The sequence below is a fragment of the Streptomyces niphimycinicus genome (assembly GCF_018883605.1).
Lineage (GTDB): Bacteria > Actinomycetota > Actinomycetes > Streptomycetales > Streptomycetaceae > Streptomyces > Streptomyces niphimycinicus.
In genome coordinates this window covers 63,760-90,512 of record NZ_JAHLEM010000038.1, presented here as the reverse complement: position 1 = coordinate 90,512, position 26,753 = coordinate 63,760, and the positions used below count along the sequence as shown (strand labels likewise).

The window sequence follows — 26,753 nt, the reverse complement described above, 5'->3', positions numbered from 1 at the left end:
GCGGCTGACTGCTCACGCCGCCCGCTCGCCGAGCCGCTCCGGCTCGATGACGTCCTTCCGCGTCACCGCCAGATACGCCACCAGGCCGAGGATGACCGCGAGGAACAGCACGCTGGTGACCACGGTGCCAAGGCCCAGGCCGCCGTCCCCGGTCGGCTGGGAGAGATAGTCGCCCACCGATGCGCCGAGCGGGCGGGTGAGGACGTACGCGATCCAGAAGCTCCACACCGCGTTCAGGTCGAGGGTGAAGCGTGCCACCGCGACGGCGACGATCACCAGGGCGAACATCACCGCGGACAGCCAGTACCCCAGGTTCATGCGCTCGGCCACCAGGTCGCCCGCCGCGGTACCCAGCGCGAAGGTGAACAGCACCGCGAGCCAGTAGAACGACTCGCGGCTCAGGGAGTCGATGCTGTGGATGGACAGGGTCCGCTCGCGGCGGTACCAGAGGGTGAACACGATCGCGAGGACGACCGCGAACACCGTGGTGCTCGTCGTCAGCGGTACGCCCATGTTGTCCGTGAGGTTGTCACTGATCAGAGTGCCGACGACGCTGATCAGGGCCACGGCGAGCCAGTACACGCCCGGCCGGTACGCGGTGGTGCGGAACTGGACGACCAGCACTACCGCCAGCACCGCGCTCATCAGCAGCGACACACCGGTCAGGCCCAGGCCCAGCTTCTCGTTCAACATATCGGCCGCGGTCTCACCCACGGTCGTGCACAGCACCTTGATCACCCAGAAGTACACGGTGACTTCGGGCACCTTGTTCCAGCGGAGTCGGTGACCGGACGAGGCAGTGGCAGGGCCGCGGGCGGTGGCGGTCTCAGAAGTCTCGGATGTCATGAGGCCCGACCGTGTCAGTCAATGCCTGAACACATCCTGACTGCCGTAGGGCGCCTCTACGGGGGCACGGCCGGCAGGCGGACCACCAGGAGTGCCCCGCCGAGGCCGCCGTCCTCCGGCGCCGGGTCCTGGTCGGCGTGGGCGGTGCCGCCGTGCGCGGTGACGACCGTGCCGACGATGGCGAGGCCGAGGCCCGAACCGCCGGCCTCGCGGGACCGCGCCTCGTCGAGCCGGGTGAAGCGCTCGAAGACCCGCAGCCGGTCCGCGGCCGGAATGCCCGCTCCGTCGTCGCTGACGGTGAGTTCGACGGTGCCCTCGTGTTCGCCCAGGGTCACCCGTATCCGCTGGGCGGCGTGGCGGCGGGCGTTGTCCAGCAGATTGCGTACGACACAGCGCAGCGACTCGGTGTCGCCCCGCACCCGCCCGGCCGAGACCCGCCGGGCGTCGATGTCCGCACGGGCCAGGGAGCGCTGCCGGCGGACTTCGGCCAGCACCACCTCGTCCAGGTCGATGACGCGCGCGGCCTGTGACCGCGACCGGGCGGGGTCCTCGCTGCGGGCCAGCGCCAGCAGCCCCTCGACCAGGTCGTGCAGCCGTACCGTGTCCTCCAGCAGGGCGACGGCCACCCGCGGGTCGCGTTCGGGGTCGGGGTAGTGGGACATGACCTCGAGCTGGGCCCGCAGGGCCGTCAGCGGGCTGCGCAATTCGTGCGCGGCGTCGGCGACGAAGCGGCGCTGGGCGACGGAGGCGTCGTCGAGGCGGGCGAGCATGTCGTTGAGGGTGACGCCGAGGGCGTGCACCTCGTCCTGGCAGGCGGGCAGGTCGAGGCGGCGGTGCAGATCGGTCGCGGTGATGTCGGCTGCCTGGCGGCGCAGGGTTTCCACCGGGCGCAGCGTGCGGCCGGCGGTGAGCGAGATCGTCCACGCCACCAGCGCCGTCAGCGTGGGCACCCCGATCGCCAGGCCGGTGGTCAGGCTGGAGAGGGTGTGCTCGGCCTGGGCCAGGGACACCCCCACGACGATGGTGGCGGGCCGGTCGTCGATACGGACCGGTCGGGCCTGCACCCGGAAGTCGCCGCCGTCGCCGATGCGGAGGTTTTCGAGGGTGGCCGGATGCCCCGCGAGCACCTGCGGGGGAAGGGGGTTCGGGAAGCCGCTGGGACTGCCGGGGCGGGTGTCGTAGTCGGAGCCGGCCACCACCTTCCCCTGGGGGCCGAGCACTTCGACGACATCGGCGTCCCCTCCGTTGGAGGGGATGAGGGAGCCCAGCCGGTCGTGCCGGATGAGGGCGGTGACATCGGACAGCCGCTGGCGGACGGTGTTGTCCCGGTCACTCCACATGGAGTGCTGGAGACCGAGCAGCAGTCCGAGACCGGCCGCGACCATCGCGAGGGCGACGACCATCGTGGCCCACATGGTGACCCGGGTCCGCAGGCTCAGCTTCCGGGTCAGCCGCCGCACCCGGTCAAGCGCCGGACGCCCGACGGGGAGGCGTCGGGACATTCAGCCGCCCTTTCCGTCCAGCCGGTAGCCGACGCCGCGCACGGTCTCGATGGCGGACCGGCCGAAGGGGGTGTCGATCTTGCGCCGGAGGTAGCCGACGTAGACCTCGACGATGTTGGGGTCGCCCTCGAACCAGGCGCCCCAGACCTGGGCGAGCAGATCGGTCTTGCTCACCACCGTGTCGGGGTGGCGGAGCAGGAACTCCAGCAGGCCGAACTCGCGCGGCGTCAGCTCCAGGCGCTCGTCGCCACGGCCGCACCGATGGGCGGCCGGATCCAGCCAGAGATCACCCGCACGGAGTACCGGAGACCGCTGCGGGGCGCTGCGGCGCAGCAGCGCGCGGATCCGGGCCAGCAGCACCACGAACGAGAACGGCTTCGTCAGATAGTCGTCCGCACCGAGGTCGAGGGCGTCCGCCTCGTCGTACTCGCCGTCCTTGGCCGTGAGGATCAGCACGGGGGTGGTGATGCCCGCGGCGCGCAGGGTCCGGCAGACGTCATAGCCGTTGCGGCCCGGGAGCATCAGGTCAAGCACGATCACGGCGTAGTCGTTGTGCCTGATCAGGCCGAGGGCCTTCGTACCGTCCTCCGCGATGTCCACGCCGAACCCCTCGGCGCGCAGCCCGCGGTCCACGGCGAGTGCGATGTTCTGCTCGTCCTCGACGACCAGCACCTGCACGCGGCATCACCTCATGACATACCGACGGGGCGCCCGGAAGACTGATCCTCGATTGCGAGTCTAGAGGCCGGACCGCAGGTCGGCCGCGCGTCTCTCAGCGGGCTCTCAGCTTCTTCTCAGCGCTCACTCAGCGCTCTCAGTGTGTGCACAGCCCGTATCCGGCACAGTTGAGGGTGCCTGCTTCGCACAGGCGTCACCTCCCAAGGACCCGCACCATCCGATGAAAGGCGCCCATCGTGGCACCGACTTCCGCGCCGGAGCGGACGGACGCACATCCGCCGCCCACTCTCAGTACCGCTGTCAGTACCGCGCCGAAGCCCGTCCCGTGCACCTCCGAGCCCCGCGTCTCCCGCCCAGTCCGCACCGGACTCTGGGCCCTGATCATCGCCGGGGGGTACGCCGCGGGCCTCGCGGCGGACGCCCTCGGCCTTCCCGCCCCCTACCTGCTGTCCGCACTGCTGGTCGGCGCCGTCCTGGCCCTGTGCGGAATGGTCCGCGACCGGCTCCCGGCGCCGGCCAACCGGGCCTCCCAGGCACTGGTCGGCGCCCTCATGGGCAGCTATCTCAGCCCGTCCGCCCTCGTCTCCGCCGCGCCCGTCGCGCTGCCGCTGACCGTGGTCACCGCGGCCACCATCGCGCTGAGCGTCGCGGTCGCCCGGTTCCTGGCCCGCGGTGGCCGCATCGGCCGGCCCAGCGCCGTCCTCGGCATGGTGCCCGGCGGTTCGGCCGCGATCGTCACCTGTGCCGATGAGCTGAACGCCGATGTGCGGCTCGTCGCGTTCACCCAGTACCTGCGCGTCGGCCTCGTCGCCACCACCGCCCCGCTGGCGGCCCACTGGATGACCTCGGCGGCCTCCGCCGCGGGCGGCCATCCGGCGGCGGGCGGCGGCGCCGGACCTGGCCTCCTCCACGTCGTCGCCGGGTCGGACCAGCTCACCGGCCTGCTCACCCTCGCCGCCATCGCCGTCGTCGGCTCATGGGCCGGCCGGCGGCTGCGGGTACCGACGCCGCTGCTGATCGGCCCGATGCTGGTCGCCCTGGTCGCGACGCTCAGTGGCGCGGTGCCCGGCTTCGCGCCCGTCGGGGTGCTCCAGAACATCGTCTTCGTCCTCGTCGGCCTCGACGTGGGCGTACGGTTCACCCGCCGGACGCTCCTCGGCGTGCGGCGCCTGCTGCCCCCGATCCTGGTCTGTATGACGGTCCTCTGCCTCGGCTGCGCCGGGCTGGCCTGGGTCTTCGCCGGGGTGGCGAGCATCCCGTTCACCGACGCCTACCTCGCCACGACCCCCGGAGGGATCAATGCGGTGCTCGCCACCGCGGTCTCCTCCCATGCGAACGTCGCCCTGGTCTCCACCGTCCAGAGCCTGCGCCTGCTGGTCGTCGTCCTGGTGACCCCGCTGATCACCCGGCGGCTGGCGGCGGGCCGACCGCCTGCCCCACTCACCGCGTGACCGCCGGGACCCCGTTCCTGTTTCCCGGCCGCGGGTGGCCGTCGAGTCACGCTTCGTCGTCGCCGGAGCTGGGCGCGCCGGACCATGCGGCGGGCAGGACTTCGTCGACGGGTCCGCGCCGCACACATCGGCCGCCCTCGAACAGCGCGGCCTCCTCGGTGAGCGCACGGACCGCGGGCAGGTCGTGGCTGATGAAGAGCAGGGCGGTCCGGGCCGGGGCGAGAAGGCGGGGCAGCGCGTCGAGGACCTGGCGGCGGGAGACGGTGTCCAGCGCCGAGGTCACCTCGTCGCAGACGAGCAGGGCCGGACGTGCGGTCAGCGCCCGTACCAGTGCGCAGCGCTGGAGCTGGCCGCCGGAGAGCCGGTCCGGGGTCCGGTGCAGCAGCGCCGGGTCGAGCCCCAGCGCATCGGCGGCCTCGATCGCCTCCGCCGTCGCCTCCTCGTGGCGCAGGCCACGCAGCAGCCGTGCGGTGTCGGCGAGTTGCGCGAGTACGGGACGGTGCTCCTCGAAGGAACCGGCGCTGTTCTGGTGCACGTACTGGATGGCGCGGCGCTGGGTGGGCGTACGCCGGTCGATGCGGCGGGGGAGTGGTCGGCCGTCGAGCCGTATCTCGCCGCTGGACGGCGTGGTCAGCCCGGCCAGCGCCCGGGCGAAGGTCGTCTTGCCCGAGCCGGAGGGACCGAGCAGCGCGATCGTGTCGCCGGGCGGGAACGCCATCGACACCGGCCCGGCCAGTGGATCGCCGGACCGGCGGCGTACGGCGATATCGGTGGCGGCGACCCCGGTGCGGCTCTCCGGCGCCGGGCCGGGTGTGGCCGGGCCCGGCCCTTCGGCCGTCGCTCCACCTGCGGCGGTGTTGCCTTCCGCGGCGAGCAGTTCCCGGATGGCCCGGTGGCGGACGGCCGGAAGCCCGGTGGGGGCCGGAAGCCCGGTGGGGGTTGGCGCGGTGGCGGTCGGCGCCTTGGCGGTCGGCGCGGTGGCGGTCGGTCCGGTGGCGGTGGGCCTGTCGCCGGGTGCGGGGCCACCGGCGCCGAGGACGTCCGCCGTCGGGCCGTCGTCCACGGCCCGGCCGTGTTCCAGCACGATGACCCGGTCGGCCGTCTCCCGCACCAGTCGCAGATCGTGGCTGAGCAGCAGCACGCCCGCGCCGTCGTCCGCGAGCGCCCGCACCGTACGGCCCAGGGCCTGGGCCAGCGCCGGGTCCAAACCGCTCGTCGGCTCGTCCAGCACCAGCAGCCGGGCCCCGGTCACCAGGGCGGAGGCGAGCGCCAGACGCTGCTGCTGGCCGCCGGAGAGCTGATGCGGGAAGCGGCGGCGTACGGCCTCCCACTCCAGACCGGCCAGGGCGAGCGCCCGGCGCGCGGCGGGCTTGCGGGCGGCCCGTTCCGGATGTCCGAGGGCGGCCAGCTCGGTCAGCGCGCCGCCGGCCCGGCGTATCGGATCGAGGACGGTCTCCGGGTGCTGCGGCAGATGCGCGGCTCGGCCGGCCCGGGCCGCGGGGCGCCGGGCCGGGGCCAGGAGCAGCAGGTCCGTGCCCGCCAGCAGGACGTGTCCGGTCAGGCGCACGCCGCTGCGGGCGGTACCGAGCGCCGCCAGGCCGAGCGTCGTCTTGCCACTGCCCGACGGGCCGATGACGGCGGTGACGGTACGGGCCGGAACGGTCAGTCCGACCCGGTCCAGCAGCGGACGCTCCGCCCCGTCGGCATGTGCCGAGATCTCCGGGATGTGCAGCAGCGGCACATGGGCGGTACCGGTCACCGGCCCCTCCTCCTCCCCGCGGTGCCCGCCCCTCACCGGCCCCTCCTCCGCCGCGCGAGGACGCGGTCCACCAGCAGGTTGCCGCCGACGCACAGCGCCGTCAGCAGACCGGCGGGCACCAGCACCGCCGCCGGCTGGGTGAACAGGGTGTCGCTGTTGCGCTCGATGAGCACCGCCCAGTCCGGCGAGGACACGGGCAGCCCCAGGCCGAGGAAGTTGGCGGATGCCAGCAGGTACAGCACCACGGTGAACCGGCCGCCCGCGTCCGTGGCCAGCGGAGCGGCCAGCTCCCGCGCCAGGTGCCGAAGATGGATGTACGCCCAGCCGCGTCCCTGCATCCGCAGTGCCTCGACGACCGTCCGGGTGCCCGGCGCGAGCGCGGCTCCGCGCACCAGTCGCGCCACCGCCGGGATTTGGAGCACCCCGGCGACCGTCACCAGCCAGTACCAGTCGCGGTGGCCCGCCGCGGCCAGGGTCATCAGCACCAGCAGGCCGGGGAAGGCGAGCAGCAGGTCCAGGCCGCGCATCACCGTCTCGTCCAGGCCGCGCCGCGGTCCCGCGGCCAGCAGCCCCAGCGGCACCCCCGCGGCCATGCCGATCAGCAGCGCGCCCAGGGCGCTGCCCAGGACCGAGCCGCCGCCGTGCAGCACGAGCCACAGCACATCGCGGCCCAGGACGTCCGTACCGAGCGGATGCCCCGCGCCGGGCGGCTGGGACGGCAGCGCGTCCCGTGCCGACGACGCGTCCCCGGCCGGCCACGGCCCCAGCAGTGCCACGAGCACCGGCACACCGAGCAGCACCAGAGCGACCCACGGGCGGCGGGGCCGGCCGGAGCCCGCGGCGTCGGCATTCTGTCGTACGGTCACACCCTCCCGCCGGGTCATGCCGTCAGCTCCCGGCGCGGGGCCAGCCGGTGGGCGGCCAGGTCGCCGAGAAGGTTCACCACGATCGCGGTCCCGGCGAACAACAGCGCGTACGTCTGCACCTGGGGCATGTCCCGGTTCTGCACCGCCTCGACGAAGCCGCTGCCCAGCCCGCGGAAGCCGAACACCGCCTCCACCAGCACGGCACCGCCCAGCAGCCCCTCCACACAGCGGGCGAACTGCTGCGCGGCGGGACCCAGGGCACCTGGCAGCACATGGCGCAGCACGACCGTCCGCTCCCGCATCCCCAGCAGCCGCAGATGCTCGGCGACGGGCCCGTGCCGCTCGGCCGCCACGCCCGCCCGGATCTGCCGGGCCAGATCGCACAGGTGCCGGGCGGTCAGCACGGTGACCGGCAGCACCAGCACCGACGGCTGGGCCAGCAGCGCGGCCGTGTCCATGCCGACGGCGGTGGCCGGAAGCAGCCCGGCCGCCAGCGACACCGAGGCGACCAGCAGCAGTCCGAGCACGAACTCCGGGACGGCGTGCAGCACCACGGCCGCCGTGTTCAGCGTCCGGTCGAGGCGGCTGCCCTCCCGCAGCCCCGACACCGTGCCCAGCAGCGGCGCCAGCACGGTGACCAGCACCAGCGCCGGTACGCCCAGCAGTAGCGTCACCCCGACGCGGCGGCCGATGTCATCGCCCACCGGCACCCCGGTCGTCAGGGAGTTCCCGAGGTCGCCGGTGAGCAGATCGCCGAGCCAGTGCCCGAAGCGGGCCCAGGCGGGCTCGTCCAGCCCCAACTGGGTGCGCAGGGCCGCCACTTGTTCGGGCGTGCCGAGTTCGCCGCGGAGGACGTCGGCCGTGTCGCCGGGCAGCAGCGAACCGACCGCGAACACGGCGACGAGCACCACCAGGCACTGGAGGACGGCCAGCAGAAGGCGCCGCAGAACGTAGGCGCGCACGTCAGCCGATGCGGACCCGGTCGAACCGCGCCCAGTCGTGCGAGTTCGGCGGTGCGGCGCGCAGGCCGCGGACCGATGTGCGGATGGCGTCATTGGCATCGGAGAACGCCCACACCAGCAGCCCGGACCCGTCCCGGGCGAGCTTCTGGGCGCGGGCGAGCAGCGCCAGCCGGTCCCGCTCGTCGCGGGTGGTGCGGGCGCGCTCCAGCAGCGCGTCGAACCTCTTCGAGGCGTACTGGGTCTGGTTGCGGGCCGCTCCGCCACGGACCCGCTGCTGGAGGAAGTCGGAGACGGGCAGCGTGGAGGAGGTGTTGAAGGCGGCGACGCCGGTGGTCTTGATCTCGCTGAAATAGGTGCTGGCGGCGCGGGTGTTGGCGGTCAGCCGCAGCCCCACCTCGCGCAGTTGCTGCGCCATCAGGTCCGCGGCCGGCTCCCACGCGGCGTCGACCGAGCTGGTCTCCACGGTGATCTTCAGCCCGTTCGCACCGGCCTGCCGTACGAGCTTCCGCGCCTCTTCGACGTCGCGCTCGCGGGGCTCCAGGCCGTCGGGGTAGCCGCGCAGGCCCATGCCGAACAGGTCGTTCCCCGGTTCGCCGTGCCCGGCGAGGGCGACGCGCACCAGCGCCTGACGGTCCAGCCCGAGTTGCACGGCGCGCACCAGCCGCGGATCGTCGAACGGCTTGCGGCCGATGCGCAGCAGCAACTGCTGGGCGGTGGCCCGTTTCACGGTCAGCAGCCGCGTCGAGCCCTCCGCCTTCAGCCGGTTCACGGAGGCACCGGCCATGTCGGCGGCGTAGTGGACCTGTCCGGACAGCAGGGCGTTGAGCCGCGCCGACTCCTCGTTGGCGGGGACGATCTCCAGCTCGGCGATGTGCGGGGCGCCGTCCCAGTGGTCCGCCCAGCGCCGGTAGCGGGCGGTGCCGCCGGGGGTGAACGAGACGTAGGTGAAGGGGCCCGAGCCGACGGGCTTGCCGAAGTCCGTCGTCCCGTCGGGGATGATCTCGGTGCCGGGGCCGGCGAAGACGGTGGGGAACTCGAAGTTCGGAGCCTTCAGCGTGAAGACGACGGACCGTTCGCCGTCGGCCTTGCTCGCCTCGAAGTCGATCGCGGAGAGCAGCACCTGCGAGGGGGACCCGGTGTCGGGATCGGCGGCGCGGCGGTAGCTGTAGAGGACGTCCTTCGCGGTGACCGGCTTCCCGTCGTGGAACTCGGCCGCGCGCAGCCGTATGCGCCACCGGGTGCCGGACGCGTCGCTCTCCCAGGACTCCGCGAGCCGCTCACGGACGGACATGTCGTCCGCGTAGGTGCCGAGCGTGTCGTACAGGGCCTTGGCGCGGGCCTGGTCGACGAAGTTCGGGGCGACATGGGGATCGAGGGTCTCCTGCGAGCCCCCGGCCGTGAACGCGGCGCGGAACCGGTCGCCGCCGCCCCCGTCCGTCCCGTCCGCGCCGCACCCGGTGAGCAGGCCGGAGGAGGCCAGCGCCAGGGCGCCTCCGGCGGCCAGTACCCCTCGTCTGCCGGGCTCCGTCCGGGCATGCGTCGTCACAACCGATCCTCTCCGGGGTGTCCTCGCCCCTGCCGTCGGACCGGCGACGGGTCAGTCTCCTGGCTCCCGGATCGTCGCTCGCCTCCGCCTTCCCATCCACGGCCGCGGACAGTGACGTGCTGGAGGACCGCTCCCCGGTCACAGTGGCGGGACCGCGCCGGACTCGCACCGGCTTCCTGGCCCCCGTCGCCTCGTGCCCTCATTGTGGCGCATCCGGCGACAGGTCAATGTGGCGCATCCGGCGACAGGTCCAGGAGCAGGGGCTCGTTCCACGGAGCGGCTTCTACGCGGTCGGTGAGCGAGCGGCGCTTTCGGCCCTCCGTACGCCGACGGCTGTTCGCCGAGCCGCCGGTGGCCGGCCCGTGACCGGTGAGGACAACCGCGCTACGTTCTTGAGTCTGCCGTACCGCGCGGTCGTTCGGTTGACATCGCGCGGTCGGTGTGAGGCTGCTCCAGGGCGAGCGTCTGGGCCCGGCCGGGCTGGTCGGCCTGGAGCCGCCGTCAGCCTCCTCGCCCTCATCCGACCGTCTCGCCAGGTGGCCGGTCTTGGCCATGAACGCGACACGCGGTACGGTCGGTGGGATATCGACGACGGTAAGACGGAAGCCGGTGGGAATCCGGCACGGTCGCGCCACTGTGAACCGGAGGTCCCGGATGGGATCTGTGGTGAGTCAGACCCGTAGCCGTCGTCCTGTGCACCACCGAGATGGGACGCGAACTCCCTTAAGGAGGGCCTGGCCATGGCGCAGCATGTCGCGCAGCCCACAGCCACCACCCCCGAACTGCCCGCCACGCTGCCGCTGAAGGCGATAGCTCCCTGGGCGGTCTTCTTCGGCATCCTGATGTTGGTCCTGTTGTATTTCGTCGGCGCCGAGCAGGGCGCCACCGCCGTCGTTTCCGGTGAGAACGTTCATGAGTGGGTGCATGACGCCCGTCATCTGCTCGGCTTCCCCTGCCACTGACGCGAGGGGCGCCGCACAGTCATGAATTCCGCACTGGTAAGAAATCTGCTGATCCGGGGCATGCTCGCGGGTCTGGGGGCCGGTGTGTTGGCCCTGGTCGCCGCCTATTTCCTGGGCGAGCCGAGCGTCGATCGCGCGATCAGCTTCGAGGGGGCTCACGCTCCCGCGCATGAGCATGAGGTCGAGCTGGTCTCGCGTGGTGTGCAGTCCACGGCCGGGCTGGCCACCGGTGTCCTGGTCTACGGGATCGCCTTCGGCGGTATCGCCGCTCTGGCGTACTGCGTGGCCCTGGGCCGTGTCGGCCGTTTCACCCCGCGGGCCACCGCGCTGCTGCTGTCGGGGTGCGCGCTGCTGGCGGTGTATGTGGTGCCGTTCCTGAAGTATCCGGCCAATCCGCCCGCGGTGGGCAATGCCGACACGATCGGCAAGCGTACGACGCTGTACTTCCTGATGATGGTGCTCAGCGTGCTCCTGGCGGTCGGGGCCACGATTGTGGGCAAGCGGCTCGTCCCGAGGCTGGGCACCTGGTACGCGACCGTGGTGGCGGTGGCCGCGTTCGCGGTCGTGATCGGGTTGGCGTTTGCCTTCCTGCCGGTGGTCAATGAGGTGCCGGGGGACTTTCCCGCCACGGTGTTGTGGCGGTTCCGGCTGTCCGCGCTGGCCATGCAGGTGATCCTGTGGGGTGGTTTCGGTCTTCTCTTCGGTGAGCTTGCCGAGCGGCTGCTGAATCCCAGGCCCGCGAAGGCCGATGAGAGCCGGACGGTGGCAACCGCGACGAACTGACCATCGAGGAGTACGAGTAGCTGGTGCGAGCCGTCGCATGACCACGCGGCAACGCCGGATTCTCGTGGGGGCGCCTGCCTCGGCACGCCCGACGAACTGCTGATCGCCGGGCCACTGCGAGAGGTGTCCGGCCGTATCCGATGGCTGTGGGCGCAGGCGCGTGACCGGCATGGCTGGATCATTGACACGTATCCGGTGAGCGATCCGTCGACGCCTTGAGCGGTCAGCCCTCGGGGTGCAGCAGGCCGCGCCGGTAGGCGGGGGCGAGGTGGCGCGGCACCCGGTGTTCGCGGCCGCCGATGGTGATCGTCACCAGTTCCGGTGTGCTCGCCTTCCACTGGGCGCGGCGGTGGCGGGTGTTGCTCCGGGACATCTTCCGCTTGGGCACGGCCATGTCGTCACGGGTCCTTCGCTGTTCGGCAGGTGGTCAGCCGCAGCGTATATGAAAATGGGTACCGTTTCCATGTAGTCTTCGCGGTGACACTGTGACGTCGTCATCCAGGAGGAGATGTGCCGCTGGTGCTGCTGCGGGTGCGCAGAACCGCCCACGCCGTCGTGACCGCCCTTGCCCAGGCAACGGAGTGAGCGCCGGCGCGGACACGGGCCGGGGCCTGCTGGGCCTGGTGTGCGGCAACACCCCGGAAGTCCGGGGGCGCGTACTGGACCTGCTGCGGGGTGCCTCGCCCGACGCGCTGGTGCTCTCGGTCTCGGTCCACGCCGACGGGACGGGGCGGTACCCCTTCGTACAGCGCTTCGTCATGGGCGGTGCGGAACGGCGGCGCGCCTCGCTGTGTCAAGGAGCCACCGGAGACCCGGCGGTGATCATCCGGCAGGATCTGGACACCATCGCCCGGACCGCCTCACGTCCGCATGTCGTGCTCGCGCTCCCCGACACCGTGGACACCGCGCCGTTTCTCGCCGAGCTGTGGCGGACCCCACTGGGCAGGACTCCGCTGTCGCACCACTACGAACTGGCCCCGACCGCCGTCGGCGTGGACCCCGGGCGCCTGCTGAACGATCTGCGCTGTGTGCACCGCGCCACCCGCATCTTCGGCCATGACCCGAATGCCGCGCCCCTCACGGTCGCCGAAGCCGCCGCCCGCCAGTTGGAGGCGGCCCAGGTGATGGTGGTGCGGGGCGGGCCGGGGGAGGGGGACGGCCGCCGGGAAGGGTGCCGCGCCCTGCTCGGCCATCTCAACCCGTCCGCAGTGGTGCATCTCGACTCGGACGACGCCGATGTCACCGAGCTGACGGCGCTGGCCCGGTCCGACTCCGGCTGGAGCACGGCCGGACCGGCCGACCGTCTTGACATCGTCGCCCCCGTCGTACGCCGCCGCGGCGTCGACCACGGCGTGTCCTCGGTGCTGTGGCGGTCCCGGCGCCCGCTACATCCCGAGCGGCTGGCGGCGAGCCTGCCGCGCGTCATGCAGTCGGTGGTGCGCAGCCGCGGACATGTGTGGATGGCCACCCGCGCGCGGACGGTCATCTCCTGGCGCTCGGCCGGGCGCCACCTCGAACTGCGCGAGGCGGGAGGCTGGTTGGCGGACGAGGACACCGCGGCATGGCGCGCAGCCTCGCCTCAGCGCCGGACGCTCGCCTCGTGGTACTGGGACGACTACTACGGCGAACGGCGCAACGAGATCGTCTTCACCGGTGCCGACCTGGACCCCGACCGGCTGTGGGCCGCGCTGGACGCCGCCGTACTCGACGACGGTGAACTGGCCCTCGGCACCGAGCGCTGGGCCCGCCTGCCCGATCCGCTGCTCGGCGAACGGTCATCGGGCGACCGCCGCTAGGGTGTGGCCGCGGATGCCGCCGATACGACGAGTGGTGTGAGGGGAGGCGTAGTGGATCGGGATGTCGACGTCGCGCCACCGCTGTCCGAGAGCCCTGCCCACGGCCGGACGCCGTCGGCCGCGCATTCCGACGGGAGTGGCGGCCCGCGCGTAGCCGTACGTGTCGCCTCTCATGCGTTGATCGCGGGGCTGCCCGTGGCGGTGCTCGGGGTCGTCGCCATCGTGCTGGGGCCGGAGATCTCCGCCGGGCTCGACAGCCGGGCGGTGGCGGCGTGGCGGACGGTGTTCACCGCGATCGTCATCCAGGGGGTGCCGTTTCTGCTGCTCGGCACCTTGGTGTCGGCCGCGATCAGCGCCTTCGTACCGGCGTGGGTGTTCACTCGGGTGCTTCCGCGCAACCCGGCGCTCGCGGTGCCGGTCGCGGGGGTGGCCGGGGCGGTGCTGCCGGGGTGCGAATGCGCGTCGGTCCCGGTGGCGGGCAGTCTGATGCGGCGGGGGGTGACCCCGGCGGCGGCGCTGGCCTTTTTGCTGTCGGCCCCCGCCATCAACCCGATCGTGCTGATGGCGACGTACGTGGCCTTCCCCGGCAACCCCTGGATGGTCGCGGCCCGTCTCGTCGCCTCGCTGCTGACCTCCGTGGTGATGGGCTGGCTGTGGCTCCGCCTGGGCCGCGAGGAGTGGCTGCGCGCCCCGAAGGGACCCACCGGGCACACCGCCGGTGCGAGCCGGGCGGAGGAGTTCCGGGTCTCGCTCCAGCACGACTTTCTGCACGCCGGAGGGTTCCTCGTGGTCGGCGCGGCGGCCGCGGCCACGTTCAATGTGACGGTGCCGCACTCCGTGTTGCGGCTCTTCTCCGACTCCGTGTGGTGGTCGCTGCCCATGCTGGGGATGCTGGCGGTGGTCCTCGCGGTGTGCTCCGAGGCCGATGCGTTTGTCGCCGCCTCGCTCACCGGGTTCTCGCCCAGCGCCCGGCTCGCCTTCATGGTGGTGGGCCCGATGGTCGACCTGAAGCTGATCGCGCTCCAGTCGGGCACGTTCGGGCGGGCTTTCGCCCTGCGCTTCTCGTCGGCCACCTGGGTCGTGGCGGTGTTGTCCAGTGCTCTGGTGGGGTGGTGGCTGCTGTGAAACGCAACGTCCAGGTGCTGCTGCTCCTGTTCACCGGCGTCGGTCTGCTGCATATCTCGCTGCTGACCGATCTGTATCTGCGCTATGTGCGTTCTGGCCTGCGGCCGGCGCTCATCGCCTCGGGGGTGCTGTTGATCGTGCTCGGCGCGGTCAGCGCCGCCCGCGACGGCTTTCCCTTCAATCGCCCGCGTACGGACGACGACCACGGTGGCCACCATGGCGGTGGCCACGATCACTCTCAGGGGCCGCGGATCGCCTGGCTGCTGTACATACCGGCGCTGACCATCCTGTTCCTCGCACCACCCGCGCTCGGCTCGTACACCGCCGCCCGCGACGAGGCGAAGGCCAAGGCCCCCACCGCCGGGGACAGCCTCTTCTCCGCCCTCCCGCGCAGCGGGATCGTCGAGTTGTCGCTCAACGACTTCAGCTCCCGGGCGGTCTGGGACACCGACGGCACCCTCAAGGGGCACACTGTGCGCCTCACCGGCTTCGTCACCCCCGGCCGCCACGGCACCTGGTACGTCAGCCGCCTGGCCATCAGTTGCTGTGCCGCCGACGCGACGGTGCGCAAGGTGCGGGTGCACGGGGCCGCGGCGCCGCCCGCCGATGCCTGGGTCACCGTCACCGGCACCTGGCACCCCACCGGCAAGGTCGGGACGGACGACGCGAGCCCGGCCCTGGACGCCACGTCCGTCAAGCGCGTTCCCGCGCCCAAGGACCCGTACAACGACGCGGTGGCGACCCGGCCGGGCCGCTGAAACGGGCCGGTAAGGCGGGCCGGAGAAAGGCGGGCCGGAGAAAGGCGGGCCGGAGAAAGGCGGGCCGGAGAAAGGCGGGCCGGAGAAAGGCGGGCCGGAGAAAGGCGGGCCGGAGAAAGGCGGGCCGGAGAAAGGCGGGGCCCCAGACCGCCGGTCTGGGGCCCCGCCCTTCCGGTGTCGGCCAGGGCGTGGTCAGTGGTCGTCCCAGTGGCCCTCGTGCTGGGCGTGGCGATGGCCGTCGTGGACGTAGTCCACATGATTGCCGTGCGGTACGGCGACATGTCCGCAGTCGGCGCTGTGCTGGTGGTCGTGGCCTTCGTGGACGGTGTGGCCACGGGGCTCGCACTCGTCGACGTGGTCGTCGTGTGCCCGGTGCAGATGGCCGTCGTGGACGTAGTCGGTGTGATCGTCGTGCGGGACGGCGACGTGGCCGCAGCCGCTGCCATGCTGGTGGGAGTGGCCGGTGTGGGGAGCGTGTGTGGTCATGGGGGCACCTTCTCTCTCCCCCCTGGCCCATTCTGCACTCGTGCCACCGATGAGCGCGGCCGCACGGCGCCGCGATGTGGCCGCGCCGGTCTCAGACGGGCAGGAAGTCCCTCGCCATGCGCGCCGCCACCCGCTCCAGCAGGGGCCCCGCCTCCGCGAGGCAGCGGGGGATATCGGGCTCCAGTTCGGTCAGGGCGTAGGCCCGGTGGATGCCGACGGCGTGCAAGGCGGCCGGGTCCAGGGACAGGCGGCCGCAGACGGCGACGACGGGCAGGCCGCGTGCGCGGGCCCGGGAGGCGACACCGGCCGGCGCCTTGCCGTGCAGGGTCTGGGCGTCCAGGGAGCCCTCACCGGTGATCACCAGGTCCGCTTGTGCCAGGGCCTCGTCGAAACCGAGCAGGTCCAGCATCACCTCCACTCCGGGGCGAAACCGCGCCCGCAGTGCGGTGAGGGCGCCGAAGCCGAGGCCGCCGGCCGCACCGGCCCCGGGCTCGGCGGCCATGGCGAGCGCTCCGCACGTTCGCGCGTAGTGGCGCAGGGCGTCCTCGAGGATGTCCACCTCCTGCGGGGAGGCGCCCTTCTGGGGCCCGTAGACCGCGGCCGCGCCCTTCGGCCCGAGCAGCGGGTTGTCGACATCGCTCGCCAGCACGAGGTCCACCTCCGCGAGCCGGGCATCGAGCCCGGACAGGTCGGCCTTCGCGAGCCGGGCCAGCGCCGCCCCGCCGGGGCCGACCAAGGCGCCGGACGCCTCCAGGAACCGCGCGCCGAGCGCGGACAGCATCCCCGCGCCGCCGTCCGTCGTCGCACTGCCGCCGACACCCAGGGCGATCGAACGGGCCCCGGCGTCCAGCGCGGCGCGCAGCACCTCGCCGGTGCCGTACGACGTGGCGGTGAGCGGCGCGAAGACGTCCGCCGGGAGGTGCCGCAGCCCGGACGCCTCGGCCATTTCGACGACCGCGGCGCCGTCCCGCAGGGCGTAGGCGGCGGTCACCGGCTTGCCCACGGGTCCGGTCACGCGTATCTCGTGTCGGCCGAACCCGGCCACGGCCGCCGCGTCCACCGTCCCGTCACCGCCGTCGGCGACCGGTACGGACGCGACCGACACATGGGGGGCCGCCCGCCGGAGCCCGGCGGCGAGCCGTTCGGCCACCTGGGCCGCGGTCAGCGACCCTTTGAACTTGTCCGCCGCGATCAGTACCCGCACCCGTTTTCCTCTCCCTCCGGGCCGGGCGGCGATCCGCCCGGCGTCGTCCGCCGTGCGGTCAGGGTGCCGTCGCCACCAGGCCGCGTACGCGGTCGGCCACGAACGGCTCGCATTCCTCCAGCGCCTTGGCCAGTCCGTCCGGATCGGTCAGCGGGCGCCTGTCGACGATGTCCCGCGCCCGTTCCGGTGTCGCGCCGCACTCGGTGACCAGGACCTGAACCGCCTGAGCCGCGGGCAGCAGATCGAACCAGCGCAGCCCGAGCGCGGCCAGCCCGGCGGGAGTGGGCTCGCCGAACAACTGGAGCCGTGCCAGGCCACCGTCGGGATAGATGTCGAGCTTGACGTGGCTGACCGGGCGGGAGGCGCCGATACGGAAGCGGTGCCGGGTGTCCCGCTGGAGCCGGGTGCGCGGCAGCAGGTCGAACCAGGCCCCGGGATCGTCCGGGTCCGCCACCGTGGCGTCGATGCCGCGCAGCCGAGCCGAACCCGGCGAGTTTCCGATGAAGTACGAGGTGTCGACGGCGGCTTGGGTGAGGTGTCCGCGCACGGCGAGTTCGACGATCATCCAGTCGTTGCCGCCACCGCGGCGCCGGCGGGTCTCCCAGCCGTCGCCCATCACCCGGGGCAGCCCCGGGGAGAGCACATTGTTGGGCGGGGAGTAGAAGCGGTCACTGGCGTCGACGACGCGGCCGCCGTTCTCCACCGCGCCCAGGTCCCAGGCCGAGCCGGCGAGGAACCGCGGGTCCGGGACCACATCGCCGTGGACCCGCAGCCGGGCCACCCCGCCGTCGGGGTGGATGTTGAGACGGACATGGGTGAAACGCCGGTCGGACTCGACCTCGAAGAGATGCCGGGTGTCTCCGTTCAGGGGGCTCGGCGCAACGATCGGCACCCATGCGGCTTCTTCGAGTTCGGCCGGTGCGGGATAGCCCTCGACGGCACACGCGTCGAGCGAACACGACTCCGGGTAGTTGCCGGTGAAGTGTGCCGTGTCGACGACGACACCGCGGATCACGCCCGGCGCGCCGAGCCGTACGACGGCCCAGTCGTGGTCGCCCGCCTCGTATTCGGGGCGGCGGCGCCGGGTTTCCCAGCCGTCCATGATCTGGCCCTTGTGCCCGAAGGTGTGGGGCTGGAACACGGGTGCCGTGGGGCGCAGCAGGTTTTCCTTCTCGGCGAAGAACTCGTCGTTGGCCGCGACGACACCGCCGCCGAGGGCGCGGGCGGTGAGGTCGGGAAGCCGGGTGAAGTCGGGAAGCTGGGTGAAGTCGCTCATGTTCTCTCTCCTGTTCCCGCAGGTCAGCCGAGGGCCATGCGGAGTGCCGTCGGGGCGTGGTCGGGGCCGGTGGCCACGTCCTCGAACTCCGTGACGTTGTCGAGTTCGGTCCCCATGGACACATTCGTGACGCGCTCGAGGATGACCTCGACGACCACCGGCACCCGGTGCTCGGCCATGAGCTTCCTGGCCTCTTCGAGGGCGGGCGCGATGCGGTCCGGCTCGAAGACGCGGACGGCCTTGCAGCCCAGCCCCTCGGCGACCTTGACGTGGTCGACGCCGTAGCCGCCCACCTCGGGGGCGTTGACGTTGTCGAAGGACAACTGGACGCAGTAGTCCATGTCGAAGCCGCGCTGCGCTTGGCGGATCAGACCGAGGTAGGCGTTGTTGACGACGATATGGAGGTAGGGGATCTGGAACTGGGCGCCGACGGCGAGTTCCTCGATCATGAACTGGAAGTCGTAGTCGCCGGAGAGGGCGACGACGGTGGCGTCCGGATCGGCGGTCGCGACCCCCAGGGCGGCGGGCACGGTCCAGCCCAGCGGCCCGGCCTGACCGGCGTTGATCCAGTGCCGGGGGCGGTAGACATGGAGCATCTGCGCGGCCTGGATCTGGGAGAGGCCGATGGTGGAGACGTAGCGCGTATCGCGCCCGAACGCCTTGTTCATCTCCTCGTAGACCCGCTGCGGCTTGACCGGCACCTGGTCGAAGTGGGTCCTGCGGAGCAGGGTGGCCTTGCGCTGCCGGCAGGTGTCGGCCCAGTCGTCACGGTCCCTGAGCGCTCCGGCGGCCTTCAGCTCCCGCGCCGCCGCGACGAACAGCTCCAGCGCGGGCCTGGCGTCGGAGACGATGCCGTAGTCGGGCGCGAAGACCCGGCCGATCTGAGTGGGTTCGATGTCGACGTGGACGAAGGTACGGCCCCGGGTGTACGTGTCGAGGCCGCCGGTGTGGCGGTTCGCCCAGCGGTTGCCGATGCCGAGGACGAAGTCGGACTCCAGCAGGGTGGCGTTGCCGTAGCGGTGGGAGGTCTGGAGACCGACCATGCCCGCCATGAGCGGGTGGTCGTCGGGGATGGCGCCCCAGCCCATCAGCGTGGGCACCACCGGAACCCCGGTGAGCTGGGCGAACTCCACCAGCAGCTCGGCCGCGTCGGCGTTGATGACGCCGCCGCCGGCGACGATCAGCGGCCGTTCGGCGGCCTGGAGCAGTTCGATGGCCTTGTCGATCTGGGCCCGGGTGGCGGCCGGCCGGTGGACCGGAAGCGGCTGGTACGTCTCCAGGTCGAACTCGATCTCCGCCATCTGGACATCGATCGGCAGATCGATCAGCACCGGACCGGGCCGCCCGGAACGCATGAGGTGGAACGCCTGCTGGAAGGCGCCGGGCACCTGCGCGGGCTCCAGCACCGTCATCGCCATCTTGGTCAGCGGCGCCGCGATGGAGGCGATGTCGACGGCCTGGAAGTCCTCCTTGTGCAGCTTGGCCACCGGTGCCTGACCGGTGATGCACAGGATCGGGATCGAGTCCGCCGCGGCCGAGTACAGCCCGGTGATCATGTCGGTGCCAGCGGGGCCGCTGGTGCCCACGCAGACCCCGATGTTCCCGGCCCTCGTACGGGTGTAGCCCTCGGCCATATGCGAGGCCCCCTCCACATGCCGGGCGAGGACATGGGTCAGGCCGCCATTGGTGCGCATCGCGGAGTAGAAGGGATTGATCGCCGCACCGGGCAGGCCGAAGACATGGGTGGTTCCCTCACGCTTGAGGATCTCCACCGCCGCCTGGGCCGCGGTCATTCGAGCCATGAGGATGCTCCTGTCGATTGGTACATCGGGGGTGGGTTCACCGGGTGGCGCGGCCGGCCAGCCGCTCGACGCCGCGCAGCAGGGCGGAGTGGTCGAGCCCGCCGTCGCCGTAGGCGCGGGCCGAGGCGACCAGTTGGGCGACGAGAGCGCCGACCGGCAGGGGCGCCGCCACGGCCCGTGCCGCGTCGACGACGATGCCCATGTCCTTGTGGTGCAGGTCGATACGGAAGCCGGGCTTGAAATCGCGGTCGAGCACCGCCTGCCGCTTACGGGCCAGCACGGTGGAGCCGGCCAGGCCCCCGCCCAGGACCTCCAGCGCCGCCTTCAGGTCCACGCCGGCGTTCTCCAGGAAGACCACGGCCTCGGCCAGCGCCTCCAGATGGATGGCGACCATGAGCTGGTTGGCGGCCTTGACCGTCTGCCCGGCCCCGTGCGGGCCGACGTGCACGATGGTGGTGCCCAGTGCCTCGAACACCGGCCCCGCATCGGCGAAGTCGTCCGGGTCGCCGCCGACCATGATGGACAGCACCCCCTCGATGGCGCCCGCCTCGCCGCCGGACACCGGGGCGTCGAGCGTACGCAGGCCCTTGTCCCGCGCGGCGGCGTCCACCTCCAGCGAGGTCTGCGGGGTGATGCTACTCATGTCGATCAGCAAGGTGCCCGGCCTGGCGTGTTCCAGGACGCCGCCCTCGCCGAGGACGACCTCCTTCACCTGCGGGTCGGCCGGGACCATGGTGATCACGACCTCGGCCTCGCGCACCGCCTCGGCGATGCTGTCGGCGCCCCGGCCACCGGCGGCGGTCAAGGTGTCCACGGCCGCGCGGCCGCGGCTGTAGCCGGTGACGGTGTGTCCGGCCTTCACCAGGTTGGCGGCCATCGGGCCGCCCATGATGCCCAGGCCGATGAAGGCGATGTTCCGGGAAGTGGCGCTCATCGTGGGTTCCTTCGTGTCGTCCGTGTCGTTCGGTGTCGTTCGCGTCATCCGGGTCGTCCGGGCCGTCGTGGTGGTCCGCACCAGCGGGTCCCGGTCAGGCGTCGCGGTCGCTGCCGCGCCGCTCGAAGGGGAGCCACCCGAAGCTGTCCGCGCTCGGGCCCGCGGGCTTGTACTCCAGGCCCACCCAGCCCGCGTAACCCGTGTCCTGGAGGCGCAGCAGCAGCCCGTCGAGGTCCAGCCGCCCGGTACCGGGCGCGCCCCGCCCGGGTGCGTCGGCGATCTGGACATGGCCGATGCGGTCGGCGAGGGTGGCGATCACCCCGGCCACGTCGTCGCCGTTGACGGCCAGGTGGTAGAGGTCGGCCAGCAGACGGAGGTTGCGGCTGCCGGACTCGGCCGTCACCCGGTCGATGACGGCGATCGCGTCCGCCGCGGTGAGCAGCGGGTACGCGGGGGCACCGCTGACCGGCTCCAGCAGGATCGTGCCGCCGACGCGCTCGGCGGCCTTGGCGGCCAGCGCCAGGTTCTCCACCGCCAGGTCATCCTGCTCCGCCGGGGCGGTGCCGTCGACCCGGTTGCCGTACAGCGCGTTGAACGAACGGCAGCCCAGTTGCTCGCCGATCGCCACGGTGACGTCGATGTTGTCGCGGAACTCCGCGGCCCGGCCCGGCCAGGACACCAGACCGCGGTCGCCCCCGGGCATGTCCCCGGCGAAGAAGTTCAGGCCGGTCAGGCGGACTCCGGCGGACCGCACCGCCCGTACGAAGGCGTCGACTTCCGTGTCCGTCGGCACGGCCGTCGGATAGGGCCACCAGAACTCGACCGCGTCGAACCCCGCGGACTTCGCGGCGGCCGGACGCTCGAGCAGCGGCAGCTCGGTGAAGAGGATCGACAGATTGACCGTGTGGGGAAGTCGGTTGTTCATCAGTTCTCCCGGCCGAGGGTCTTCAGGTACGGACGCCAGCCGCCGAAGTCGCTGATGTCCTGGTGAACGCCCTTCTCCAGTTCGCCGCGGCGAAGAACCATCGAGAAGGACGAGGAGCCGTCCTGGAGCCGGATGATCCCGAACTCCAGCTCCGGCGGCTCGGTGGGCAGCAGATGGTCGCGCAGCACCTCGTCGGGGACGTCGTAGACCTCGCCTTCCACCGCGGTGCCGACTCCGGGGTCGGGCAGCAGCCCGGGGCAGACGTCCCGGATCGAGAACAAGCGATAGCCGGGGGCGGTGCGGGTCCGGGCCACGAGGGGGGCTCCGCGCAGATGGTGATGGAAGGGGCCGCCCTCCATCGCCTGGCCGTTGAGGAACATGCGTGCCATGGGGTCTCCGTTCTCGAGGGGGGAGAACTTCTGCGATGTGGATAGTATTTTCTGCAATACGGAATAACAACCCCCGCTCGTCGCTCGGTCCGGATGCTCGCGCCCCGCGCCCCGCACTTCGGTGGCAGACTCATCGGCGCGGGTGGCGACGTCCGGACGGACGGGCGGCACGAGGACGTGCAAAGCCTTGACAGGCCCTCGTGGTGGACCTATACATCTGCCAATCGAAAAATTAATTCCGCATGGCGAAAGGCACTTCGGCCCCATCTCATCTGCCACCGCGGCCTCGGTCGGCAGTAGGCGATCCGCCGAGGCGCCGCCTCTTCTACGCCATGCGCGGCGTCCCAACGGCCCCGTCCCCAGCGCACCGCGTGGGACGTGCCACCCACCCCAGACGGCGTCGCCCCATCCGTGGAGTTACGGCCCGTCCCAGGAGGTTCTCGACGTGAAACCCATCCATCTGCTCGGCGTGATCCCGTTCCTCGGGATCCTCGGGGGAATCTTCATCGCGAACCGGGTGACGCCCTATGTCCTCGGTATGCCGTTCAACCTCTTCTGGCTGGTCATGTGGGTCGTGCTGATCTCCGCGACCATGGCCGTCATCTACCACCTGGACCCGGCGAACCGGGAGGAGCACAGCTCATGATCGCCCTCGCCGTCATCTTCGCCTTCCTGCTCGCCGCCCTGGGCCTGGGACTGCGCGCCCGCCGTGGCAGGTCCATGGATCTCGAACAGTGGTCGGTGGGCGGCCGCGGCTTCGGGACGGTCTTCGTCTTTCTGCTGCTGGCCGGCGAGATCTACACGACCTTCACCTTCCTGGGCGCCTCGGGATGGGCCTACGGCAAGGGAGCGCCCGCGTACTACATCCTCTGTTACGCCTCACTTGCCTACGTCCTGTCGTACTGGCTGCTCCCGGCCGTGTGGCGCTACGCCAAGCAGCACCGGCTGATCTCGCAGTCCGACTTCTTCGTCGCCAAATTCGACAGCCCGCTGCTCGGTGCGCTGGTGGCCCTCGTCGGAGTCGTCGCGATGGTGCCCTATCTCGTCCTACAGCTCAAAGGGCTGGGGATCATCGTGTCCGTCGCCTCCGACGGCCGCGTCTCCTCCCACTGGGCCATCGTGATCGGCACAGTGGCGCTGACCCTCTATGTGACGATCTCGGGCATCCACGGCTCGGCCTGGACATCGGTGCTCAAGGACGTCGCCATCCTCGCGGTCGTCCTCATCCTGGGCATCTACCTGCCGCTGCACTACTACGGCGGCGTCGGGGAGATGTTCCACGCGGTGGACAAGGCCCACCCCCAGCTTCTCACCCTGCCCTCCAGCGGCATGAGCGCCTCGTGGTTCGCCTCCACCGTGCTGCTCTCGGCTGTCGGCTTCTATATGTGGCCGCACACGTTCAGCGCCTCCTACAGCGCCCAGAACGAACGCGTCTTCCGCCGCAACGCCATCTTCATGCCGCTCTACCAGCTCATCCTGCTCTTCGTCTTCTTCGCCGGCTTCACCGCGATCCTGGTCGTGCCCGGGCTCAAGGGCGCGGACGCGGATCTGTCCCTGCTGCGCATCACCACCGCCACCTTTCCGTCCTGGTTCGTCGGCATCGTGGGTGGCGCCGGGCTGCTCACCGCGCTGGTCCCCGGATCCCTGCTGCTCATGACCTCCGCGACCTGTCTGTCGAAGAACGTCTACCGCCTCGCCCGGCCCGGCACCAGCGAGCGGCACATCGGCCGCCTGGCACAGTGGCTCGTCCCCGCCCTCGCCCTGATCTCCCTCTACTTCACCTTCAACGGCGGCAGCTCGATCGTCTCGCTGCTGCTCATGGGTTACGCGCTGGTCACCCAGCTCTTCCCCGCACTGCTGGCGAGCCTCGCGCCACGGCGGTTCGTCACCAAACAGGGAGCGGCGGCGGGCATCGTCGTCGGCGTCACCACGGTCGCCGTCGTCACCCTCTCCGATGTCACGGTGGGCAGCCTCCTGCCGGGGCTCCCGCAGGCGGTGAAGGACCTCAACGTCGGCATCATCGCCCTCGTCCTCAACACCGTGGTCATGGTGGCCGTCTCCGCCGTCACCCGCGCCGAGAGCCCCGCCCCCGCCACCACCGCCGCCCTGCGCCCCGAAGCCGCGGCCGGCACCGGCTGACCCGCCCCCCTTGGGCCGGAACCTCATACGGAGGCCCCGGCCCAGGGCCGCACCCGCTGCTCGGCGGCGTCTTCCCGTAGCCGTTACGCCGGGTCGATGCGGGAGACGCTGCCACCTATGGCGAGCACATACAGCTCGCCACTGCCGCCCTGCACGAACGAGATGACCTCGCCGCCGCCCACTCCGAGGTCGTTCACGCCGGTCACCTTGCCGTTCTCCATGACCAGAGAGCGGACGGTGCCGTCGCAGTAGTCGCTGAACACATACTGACCCTTGAGGTCCGGGATCGCGTTGCCTCGGTAGACATAGCCGCCGGTCACCGAGCAGCCCAGATTGCTGCGGTCGTACTCATGGACCGGCGGCACGTGGTTCGCGGGTTCCGTGCCGCCACGGAACGGATGGGTGCCCTCCATCTGGGACCAGCCGTAGTTCTCGCCACCCTTGCTGTTCGCCGGGGCCCAGTCGATCTCCTCCCAGTCGTTCTGGCCGACGTCACCGATCAGCAGGTCGCCGGTCTCCGCGTCGAAGGAGAACCGCCACGGGTTGCGCAGCCCGTACGCCCAGATCTCGTCCCTGGCGTTCGGGTCGTCCACGAACGGGTTGTCCGGCGGGATCGCGTACGGGTCGCCGCCGCTCGGGTCGATCCGCAGAAGCTTGCCGAGCAGCGTGTCGAGGTTCTGCCCGTTGCCGTGCGGATCGCCCCCCGCGCCCCCGTCGCCCAATGCGATGTAGAGATAGCCGTCGGGGCCGAACTTGATGTCGCCGCCGTTGTGGTTCGAATACGGCTGCGTCTGGGTGAGGACGGTGCGCCGGGTCTCCGGCTGGATCTTGCCGTCCCGCATGGCGAACTCGTCCACGGTGCTGGTGCCTTCGAGGTTTGTGAACGAGATGTAGAAGTGCGCGAATCCCTTGTCGAACGCGATACCCAGCAGGCCGCGTTCACCGTCGGTGGTGGTCTCGTCGGAGATGTCGAGGACGGGTTCCCCCAGCCCCTGATCATCCAAAACCCTTACGGTGCCTGGCCGTTCGGCAATCCAGACCGTGTCTCCGGGGCCGGCGGCGCCGGCGGTCGGATTCTGCGCCGTGGCCACGTTCTTGAGCGCGACCTTCGCCGCTGCCTGCCGCGGCGCGCCGGGCTCCTCGGCGGATGCCGTGGTCAGGGCGAGGGAAGCGGCGAGGCAGATGGTGCCGATGATCGCCGAACTCCTGGTGCGAACTTTCACCGTGATCCTCCTGGAGGCGGTGAATCGGGAGGTCACCCGGCTGCTTGGGCAGGTTCAGGGGGTGTCGCCCGCGCCGGCGCGCAACCTGGGTGGGGGGATGGTGTGCTACTGGCTTTGGATGAGAATACTGGGGCGGACGGTCTTGGTATAGACCAAGATGACTTTCTGGCCCGTCGAGTGTGCCGCGGTACGACCGCGGGACAACCTGCCCGGACCGTCTCGCGCGACCGCGCGTATGACACTCTGGCCGCATGAGCATGACGTGGAACGGTGACGCGTACCAGTCGCGGTTCGACCGCATCGCCGCCGAAGGAGGGGATATCCACGGTGAGGCCGCGCTGGTCCGCTCCTTTCGGCCCGCCACGGTCCTCGACGCGGGTTGTGGCACCGGCCGGGTGGCCATCGAACTGGCCCGGCACGGGATCGACGTGGTGGGTGTGGACACCGACGCGTCGATGCTCGCCACCGCCCGGCGGCTGGCGCCGGAGATCCGCTGGTACCAGCGGGATCTGGTCGGCCTCGACCTGGGGTCGTCGTTCGATGTCGTGGTGCTGGCGGGCAATGTCCCGCTGTTCACCCCGCCGGGAACGGAACCGGCCCTGGTGGCCGGGGCGGCGGCGCATGTGCGTCCGGGCGGCCGTCTCGTCGCGGGTTTCGCCCTGGACCGCGGTTACACCCTGGACGACTACGACGCACACTGCCGTGCGGCGGGGCTCACCCTCGAAGCCAGGTACGCGACATGGTCCCGCGATCCCTACACCGACGGGACGTATGCCGTTTCCGTGCATATCAAGCCCTGAATGCCCGCTGCCGGGCCGGAGGGGAACCGGGAGTTCCTACGGCGTGGGAGCCACACCGTGTCGTAGGGCGGCGGCGATGCGCACGGCGGCTTCCCGCCCCTCGGCGATCGCGTGCGCGACACGTCGCGGAACCACGGCGTCGCCGACCGTCAGTACCAGGGGGTTGGCGTAGTCCGGGGTGGCGCGTGGGCGGCGTTCCCCCACGACGACGACCTGGTCGGCGGGCACGGTGGTGATCCGTCCGGAGGCGTGGTGGGCGAGGGCGACGCCCTCCCGGGGTGACGAAGGTGATGCGGGGAACTCCCGCGGCCACGGCCAGTTCCACGACATCGCACCCCGGCCACCAGCCGAATCGGCCGCCAGACGGCCCCAGTACTCGGCGTCGCCGCTGAGCGGCAGCCCGTCCCGTACGAAACCGCTGGCGTGGGCGGTGGCGACCAGCCGGTTGCGCAGGGCACGGGATCGTTCGGGCTGCTCATGTGCTGCTCTTCACACCGCCCGCGCCTCCGGTGATTTACTAGGACGTCCTACTATCTCTTCA

25 protein-coding genes, 2 pseudogenes and 2 riboswitches are annotated in these 26,753 nt (G+C 71.6%); of the genes and pseudogenes, 10 read left to right on the top strand and 17 right to left on the bottom strand.

Annotated elements, in window-relative coordinates; translation table 11 throughout:
• Nucleotides 1-12: 12 nt before the first annotated feature.
• Genes KN815_RS05015 through KN815_RS05005 form a run of 3 tightly spaced genes read right to left on the bottom strand, consistent with a single transcriptional unit; the run spans nucleotide 13 to nucleotide 3,026 of the window.
• Entirely contained in the window at nucleotides 13-846 is an 834-nt protein-coding gene (locus KN815_RS05015; RefSeq protein ID WP_216340515.1) for a COG4705 family protein, read from the bottom strand.
• 56 nt (nucleotides 847-902) lie between these two features.
• On the bottom strand, nucleotides 903-2,348 hold the full coding sequence (locus tag KN815_RS05010; RefSeq protein ID WP_216340514.1) for an ATP-binding protein: 1,446 nt from the start codon (nucleotides 2,346-2,348) through the stop codon (nucleotides 903-905).
• Nucleotides 2,349-3,026, bottom strand: coding sequence for a response regulator transcription factor (locus KN815_RS05005; protein WP_216340513.1), 678 nt, complete (start codon nucleotides 3,024-3,026; stop codon nucleotides 2,349-2,351). It abuts the gene before it with no gap.
• Between the two features lie 236 nt (nucleotides 3,027-3,262).
• Here KN815_RS05005 and KN815_RS05000 point away from each other — a divergent pair, with 236 nt between their 5' ends.
• The gene (locus KN815_RS05000; RefSeq protein WP_216340512.1) at nucleotides 3,263-4,477 is read left to right on the top strand and encodes an AbrB family transcriptional regulator; all 1,215 of its coding nucleotides are present in this window, start codon (nucleotides 3,263-3,265) and stop codon (nucleotides 4,475-4,477) included.
• A 46-nt stretch (nucleotides 4,478-4,523) separates the two neighbouring features.
• On the opposite strand, the gene KN815_RS51475 is transcribed toward KN815_RS05000, so the two are convergent.
• Genes KN815_RS51475 through KN815_RS04980 form a run of 4 tightly spaced genes read right to left on the bottom strand, consistent with a single transcriptional unit; the run spans nucleotide 4,524 to nucleotide 9,610 of the window.
• Nucleotides 4,524-6,236: an ABC transporter ATP-binding protein gene (locus KN815_RS51475; protein WP_216340511.1), complete on the bottom strand. Its 1,713-nt coding sequence runs from the start codon at nucleotides 6,234-6,236 to the stop codon at nucleotides 4,524-4,526.
• 32 nt (nucleotides 6,237-6,268) lie between these two features.
• Nucleotides 6,269-7,120 (bottom strand): ABC transporter permease, encoded by an 852-nt coding sequence (locus KN815_RS04990; RefSeq protein WP_216340510.1) that lies wholly within the window; start codon nucleotides 7,118-7,120, stop codon nucleotides 6,269-6,271.
• Nucleotides 7,117-8,064 (bottom strand): ABC transporter permease, encoded by a 948-nt coding sequence (locus KN815_RS04985; RefSeq protein ID WP_216340509.1) that lies wholly within the window; start codon nucleotides 8,062-8,064, stop codon nucleotides 7,117-7,119. The genes KN815_RS04990 and KN815_RS04985 overlap by 4 nt, the downstream gene beginning before the upstream one ends.
• Before the next feature lies 1 nt (nucleotide 8,065).
• Entirely contained in the window at nucleotides 8,066-9,610 is a 1,545-nt protein-coding gene (locus KN815_RS04980) for an ABC transporter substrate-binding protein (protein WP_216340508.1), read from the bottom strand.
• Nucleotides 9,611-9,662: 52 nt separating this feature from the next.
• A riboswitch (cobalamin riboswitch) is annotated at nucleotides 9,663-9,789 on the bottom strand.
• A gap of 370 nt (nucleotides 9,790-10,159) precedes the next feature.
• A riboswitch (cobalamin riboswitch) is annotated at nucleotides 10,160-10,313 on the top strand.
• Between the two features lie 37 nt (nucleotides 10,314-10,350).
• Between KN815_RS04980 and KN815_RS04975 the strand changes: the two genes are divergently transcribed.
• From KN815_RS04975 to KN815_RS50020, 3 genes and pseudogenes are all read left to right on the top strand, one after another.
• Nucleotides 10,351-10,572: a CbtB domain-containing protein gene (locus tag KN815_RS04975; protein ID WP_014058848.1), complete on the top strand. Its 222-nt coding sequence runs from the start codon at nucleotides 10,351-10,353 to the stop codon at nucleotides 10,570-10,572.
• 21 nt (nucleotides 10,573-10,593) lie between these two features.
• Nucleotides 10,594-11,355: a CbtA family protein gene (locus KN815_RS04970; RefSeq protein WP_216340507.1), complete on the top strand. Its 762-nt coding sequence runs from the start codon at nucleotides 10,594-10,596 to the stop codon at nucleotides 11,353-11,355.
• A 69-nt stretch (nucleotides 11,356-11,424) separates the two neighbouring features.
• Nucleotides 11,425-11,574 (top strand): annotated as a pseudogene (locus KN815_RS50020) (precorrin-6A synthase (deacetylating)); the annotation flags it as partial.
• A 4-nt stretch (nucleotides 11,575-11,578) separates the two neighbouring features.
• On the opposite strand, the gene rpmF reads toward KN815_RS50020, so the two are convergent.
• Entirely contained in the window at nucleotides 11,579-11,749 is a 171-nt protein-coding gene (rpmF, locus tag KN815_RS04965; RefSeq protein WP_216340506.1) for a 50S ribosomal protein L32, read from the bottom strand.
• Between the two features lie 187 nt (nucleotides 11,750-11,936).
• Between rpmF and KN815_RS04960 the strand changes: the two genes are divergently transcribed.
• Genes KN815_RS04960 through KN815_RS04950 form a run of 3 tightly spaced genes read left to right on the top strand, consistent with a single transcriptional unit; the run spans nucleotide 11,937 to nucleotide 15,034 of the window.
• Entirely contained in the window at nucleotides 11,937-13,151 is a 1,215-nt protein-coding gene (locus tag KN815_RS04960; protein ID WP_216340505.1) for a GTP-binding protein, read from the top strand.
• Between the two features lie 51 nt (nucleotides 13,152-13,202).
• Complete coding sequence (locus KN815_RS04955) at nucleotides 13,203-14,276, top strand: permease (protein ID WP_372458258.1); 1,074 nt, start codon at nucleotides 13,203-13,205, stop codon at nucleotides 14,274-14,276.
• Nucleotides 14,273-15,034: a TIGR03943 family putative permease subunit gene (locus KN815_RS04950; RefSeq protein WP_216340504.1), complete on the top strand. Its 762-nt coding sequence runs from the start codon at nucleotides 14,273-14,275 to the stop codon at nucleotides 15,032-15,034. The genes KN815_RS04955 and KN815_RS04950 overlap by 4 nt, the downstream gene beginning before the upstream one ends.
• 192 nt (nucleotides 15,035-15,226) lie before the next feature.
• Here KN815_RS04950 and KN815_RS04945 read toward each other — a convergent pair whose 3' ends face one another.
• The 7 genes and pseudogenes from KN815_RS04945 to KN815_RS04915 form a co-directional block, all read right to left on the bottom strand.
• Nucleotides 15,227-15,520 carry a hypothetical protein gene (locus KN815_RS04945; RefSeq protein WP_216340503.1) on the bottom strand — a complete coding sequence of 98 codons (294 nt, stop codon included), beginning with the start codon at nucleotides 15,518-15,520 and terminating at the stop codon, nucleotides 15,227-15,229.
• Nucleotides 15,521-15,611: 91 nt separating this feature from the next.
• Nucleotides 15,612-16,724, bottom strand: coding sequence for a glycerate kinase (locus tag KN815_RS04940; RefSeq protein ID WP_216340502.1), 1,113 nt, complete (start codon nucleotides 16,722-16,724; stop codon nucleotides 15,612-15,614).
• 250 nt (nucleotides 16,725-16,974) lie between these two features.
• Nucleotides 16,975-18,000: pseudogene (gene alc / locus KN815_RS04935) on the bottom strand (allantoicase); the annotation flags it as partial.
• A 23-nt stretch (nucleotides 18,001-18,023) separates the two neighbouring features.
• Nucleotides 18,024-19,802: a glyoxylate carboligase gene (gcl, locus tag KN815_RS04930; RefSeq protein WP_216340500.1), complete on the bottom strand. Its 1,779-nt coding sequence runs from the start codon at nucleotides 19,800-19,802 to the stop codon at nucleotides 18,024-18,026.
• A gap of 37 nt (nucleotides 19,803-19,839) precedes the next feature.
• Entirely contained in the window at nucleotides 19,840-20,784 is a 945-nt protein-coding gene (locus KN815_RS04925; protein ID WP_372458257.1) for a 2-hydroxy-3-oxopropionate reductase, read from the bottom strand.
• 46 nt (nucleotides 20,785-20,830) lie between these two features.
• A complete protein-coding gene (locus KN815_RS04920) occupies nucleotides 20,831-21,661 on the bottom strand; it encodes a hydroxypyruvate isomerase family protein (protein ID WP_216340498.1) in 831 nt (276 codons plus the stop codon).
• The gene (locus tag KN815_RS04915) at nucleotides 21,661-22,050 is read right to left on the bottom strand and encodes an allophanate hydrolase-related protein (protein WP_216340497.1); all 390 of its coding nucleotides are present in this window, start codon (nucleotides 22,048-22,050) and stop codon (nucleotides 21,661-21,663) included. Before KN815_RS04915 ends, KN815_RS04920 begins: the two co-directional genes overlap by 1 nt.
• A gap of 445 nt (nucleotides 22,051-22,495) precedes the next feature.
• Between KN815_RS04915 and KN815_RS04910 the strand changes: the two genes are divergently transcribed.
• Nucleotides 22,496-22,696: a DUF3311 domain-containing protein gene (locus KN815_RS04910; RefSeq protein ID WP_216340496.1), complete on the top strand. Its 201-nt coding sequence runs from the start codon at nucleotides 22,496-22,498 to the stop codon at nucleotides 22,694-22,696.
• Nucleotides 22,693-24,189, top strand: a complete 1,497-nt coding sequence (locus tag KN815_RS04905) for a sodium:solute symporter family protein (RefSeq protein WP_216340495.1) — start codon at nucleotides 22,693-22,695, stop codon at nucleotides 24,187-24,189. Before KN815_RS04910 ends, KN815_RS04905 begins: the two co-directional genes overlap by 4 nt.
• Nucleotides 24,190-24,272: 83 nt before the next feature.
• Here the strand turns inward: KN815_RS04905 and KN815_RS04900 are convergent, their stop codons facing one another.
• Nucleotides 24,273-25,412: a PQQ-dependent sugar dehydrogenase gene (locus tag KN815_RS04900; protein ID WP_216340494.1), complete on the bottom strand. Its 1,140-nt coding sequence runs from the start codon at nucleotides 25,410-25,412 to the stop codon at nucleotides 24,273-24,275.
• Nucleotides 25,413-25,669: 257 nt separating this feature from the next.
• Here KN815_RS04900 and KN815_RS04895 point away from each other — a divergent pair, with 257 nt between their 5' ends.
• Nucleotides 25,670-26,212, top strand: a complete 543-nt coding sequence (locus tag KN815_RS04895; RefSeq protein WP_216340518.1) for a class I SAM-dependent DNA methyltransferase — start codon at nucleotides 25,670-25,672, stop codon at nucleotides 26,210-26,212.
• A gap of 36 nt (nucleotides 26,213-26,248) precedes the next feature.
• Here KN815_RS04895 and KN815_RS04890 read toward each other — a convergent pair whose 3' ends face one another.
• The gene (locus tag KN815_RS04890) at nucleotides 26,249-26,542 is read right to left on the bottom strand and encodes a hypothetical protein (protein WP_216340493.1); all 294 of its coding nucleotides are present in this window, start codon (nucleotides 26,540-26,542) and stop codon (nucleotides 26,249-26,251) included.
• Between the last annotated feature and the right edge of the window lie 211 nt (nucleotides 26,543-26,753).

What these genes read in the sequence shown, in the direction of transcription:
- KN815_RS04890 (WP_216340493.1), bottom strand. Translation starts at nt 26,542, where the DNA reads ATGTCGTGGAACTGGCCGTGGCCGCGGGAGTTCCCCGCATCACCTTCG.
- KN815_RS04945 (WP_216340503.1), bottom strand. Translation starts at nt 15,520, where the DNA reads ATGACCACACACGCTCCCCACACCGGCCACTCCCACCAGCATGGCAGC.
- KN815_RS04920 (WP_216340498.1), bottom strand. Translation starts at nt 21,661, where the DNA reads ATGAACAACCGACTTCCCCACACGGTCAATCTGTCGATCCTCTTCACC.
- KN815_RS04990 (WP_216340510.1), bottom strand. Translation starts at nt 7,120, where the DNA reads ATGACCCGGCGGGAGGGTGTGACCGTACGACAGAATGCCGACGCCGCG.
- gcl (WP_216340500.1), bottom strand. Translation starts at nt 19,802, where the DNA reads ATGGCTCGAATGACCGCGGCCCAGGCGGCGGTGGAGATCCTCAAGCGT.
- KN815_RS04915 (WP_216340497.1), bottom strand. Translation starts at nt 22,050, where the DNA reads ATGGCACGCATGTTCCTCAACGGCCAGGCGATGGAGGGCGGCCCCTTC.
- rpmF (WP_216340506.1), bottom strand. Translation starts at nt 11,749, where the DNA reads ATGGCCGTGCCCAAGCGGAAGATGTCCCGGAGCAACACCCGCCACCGC.
- KN815_RS04925 (WP_372458257.1), bottom strand. Translation starts at nt 20,784, where the DNA reads ATGACGCGAACGACACCGAACGACACGGACGACACGAAGGAACCCACG.
- KN815_RS04970 (WP_216340507.1), top strand. Translation starts at nt 10,594, where the DNA reads ATGAATTCCGCACTGGTAAGAAATCTGCTGATCCGGGGCATGCTCGCG.
- KN815_RS04975 (WP_014058848.1), top strand. Translation starts at nt 10,351, where the DNA reads ATGGCGCAGCATGTCGCGCAGCCCACAGCCACCACCCCCGAACTGCCC.
- KN815_RS05010 (WP_216340514.1), bottom strand. Translation starts at nt 2,348, where the DNA reads ATGTCCCGACGCCTCCCCGTCGGGCGTCCGGCGCTTGACCGGGTGCGG.
- KN815_RS04895 (WP_216340518.1), top strand. Translation starts at nt 25,670, where the DNA reads ATGACGTGGAACGGTGACGCGTACCAGTCGCGGTTCGACCGCATCGCC.
- KN815_RS04905 (WP_216340495.1), top strand. Translation starts at nt 22,693, where the DNA reads ATGATCGCCCTCGCCGTCATCTTCGCCTTCCTGCTCGCCGCCCTGGGC.
- KN815_RS05015 (WP_216340515.1), bottom strand. Translation starts at nt 846, where the DNA reads ATGACATCCGAGACTTCTGAGACCGCCACCGCCCGCGGCCCTGCCACT.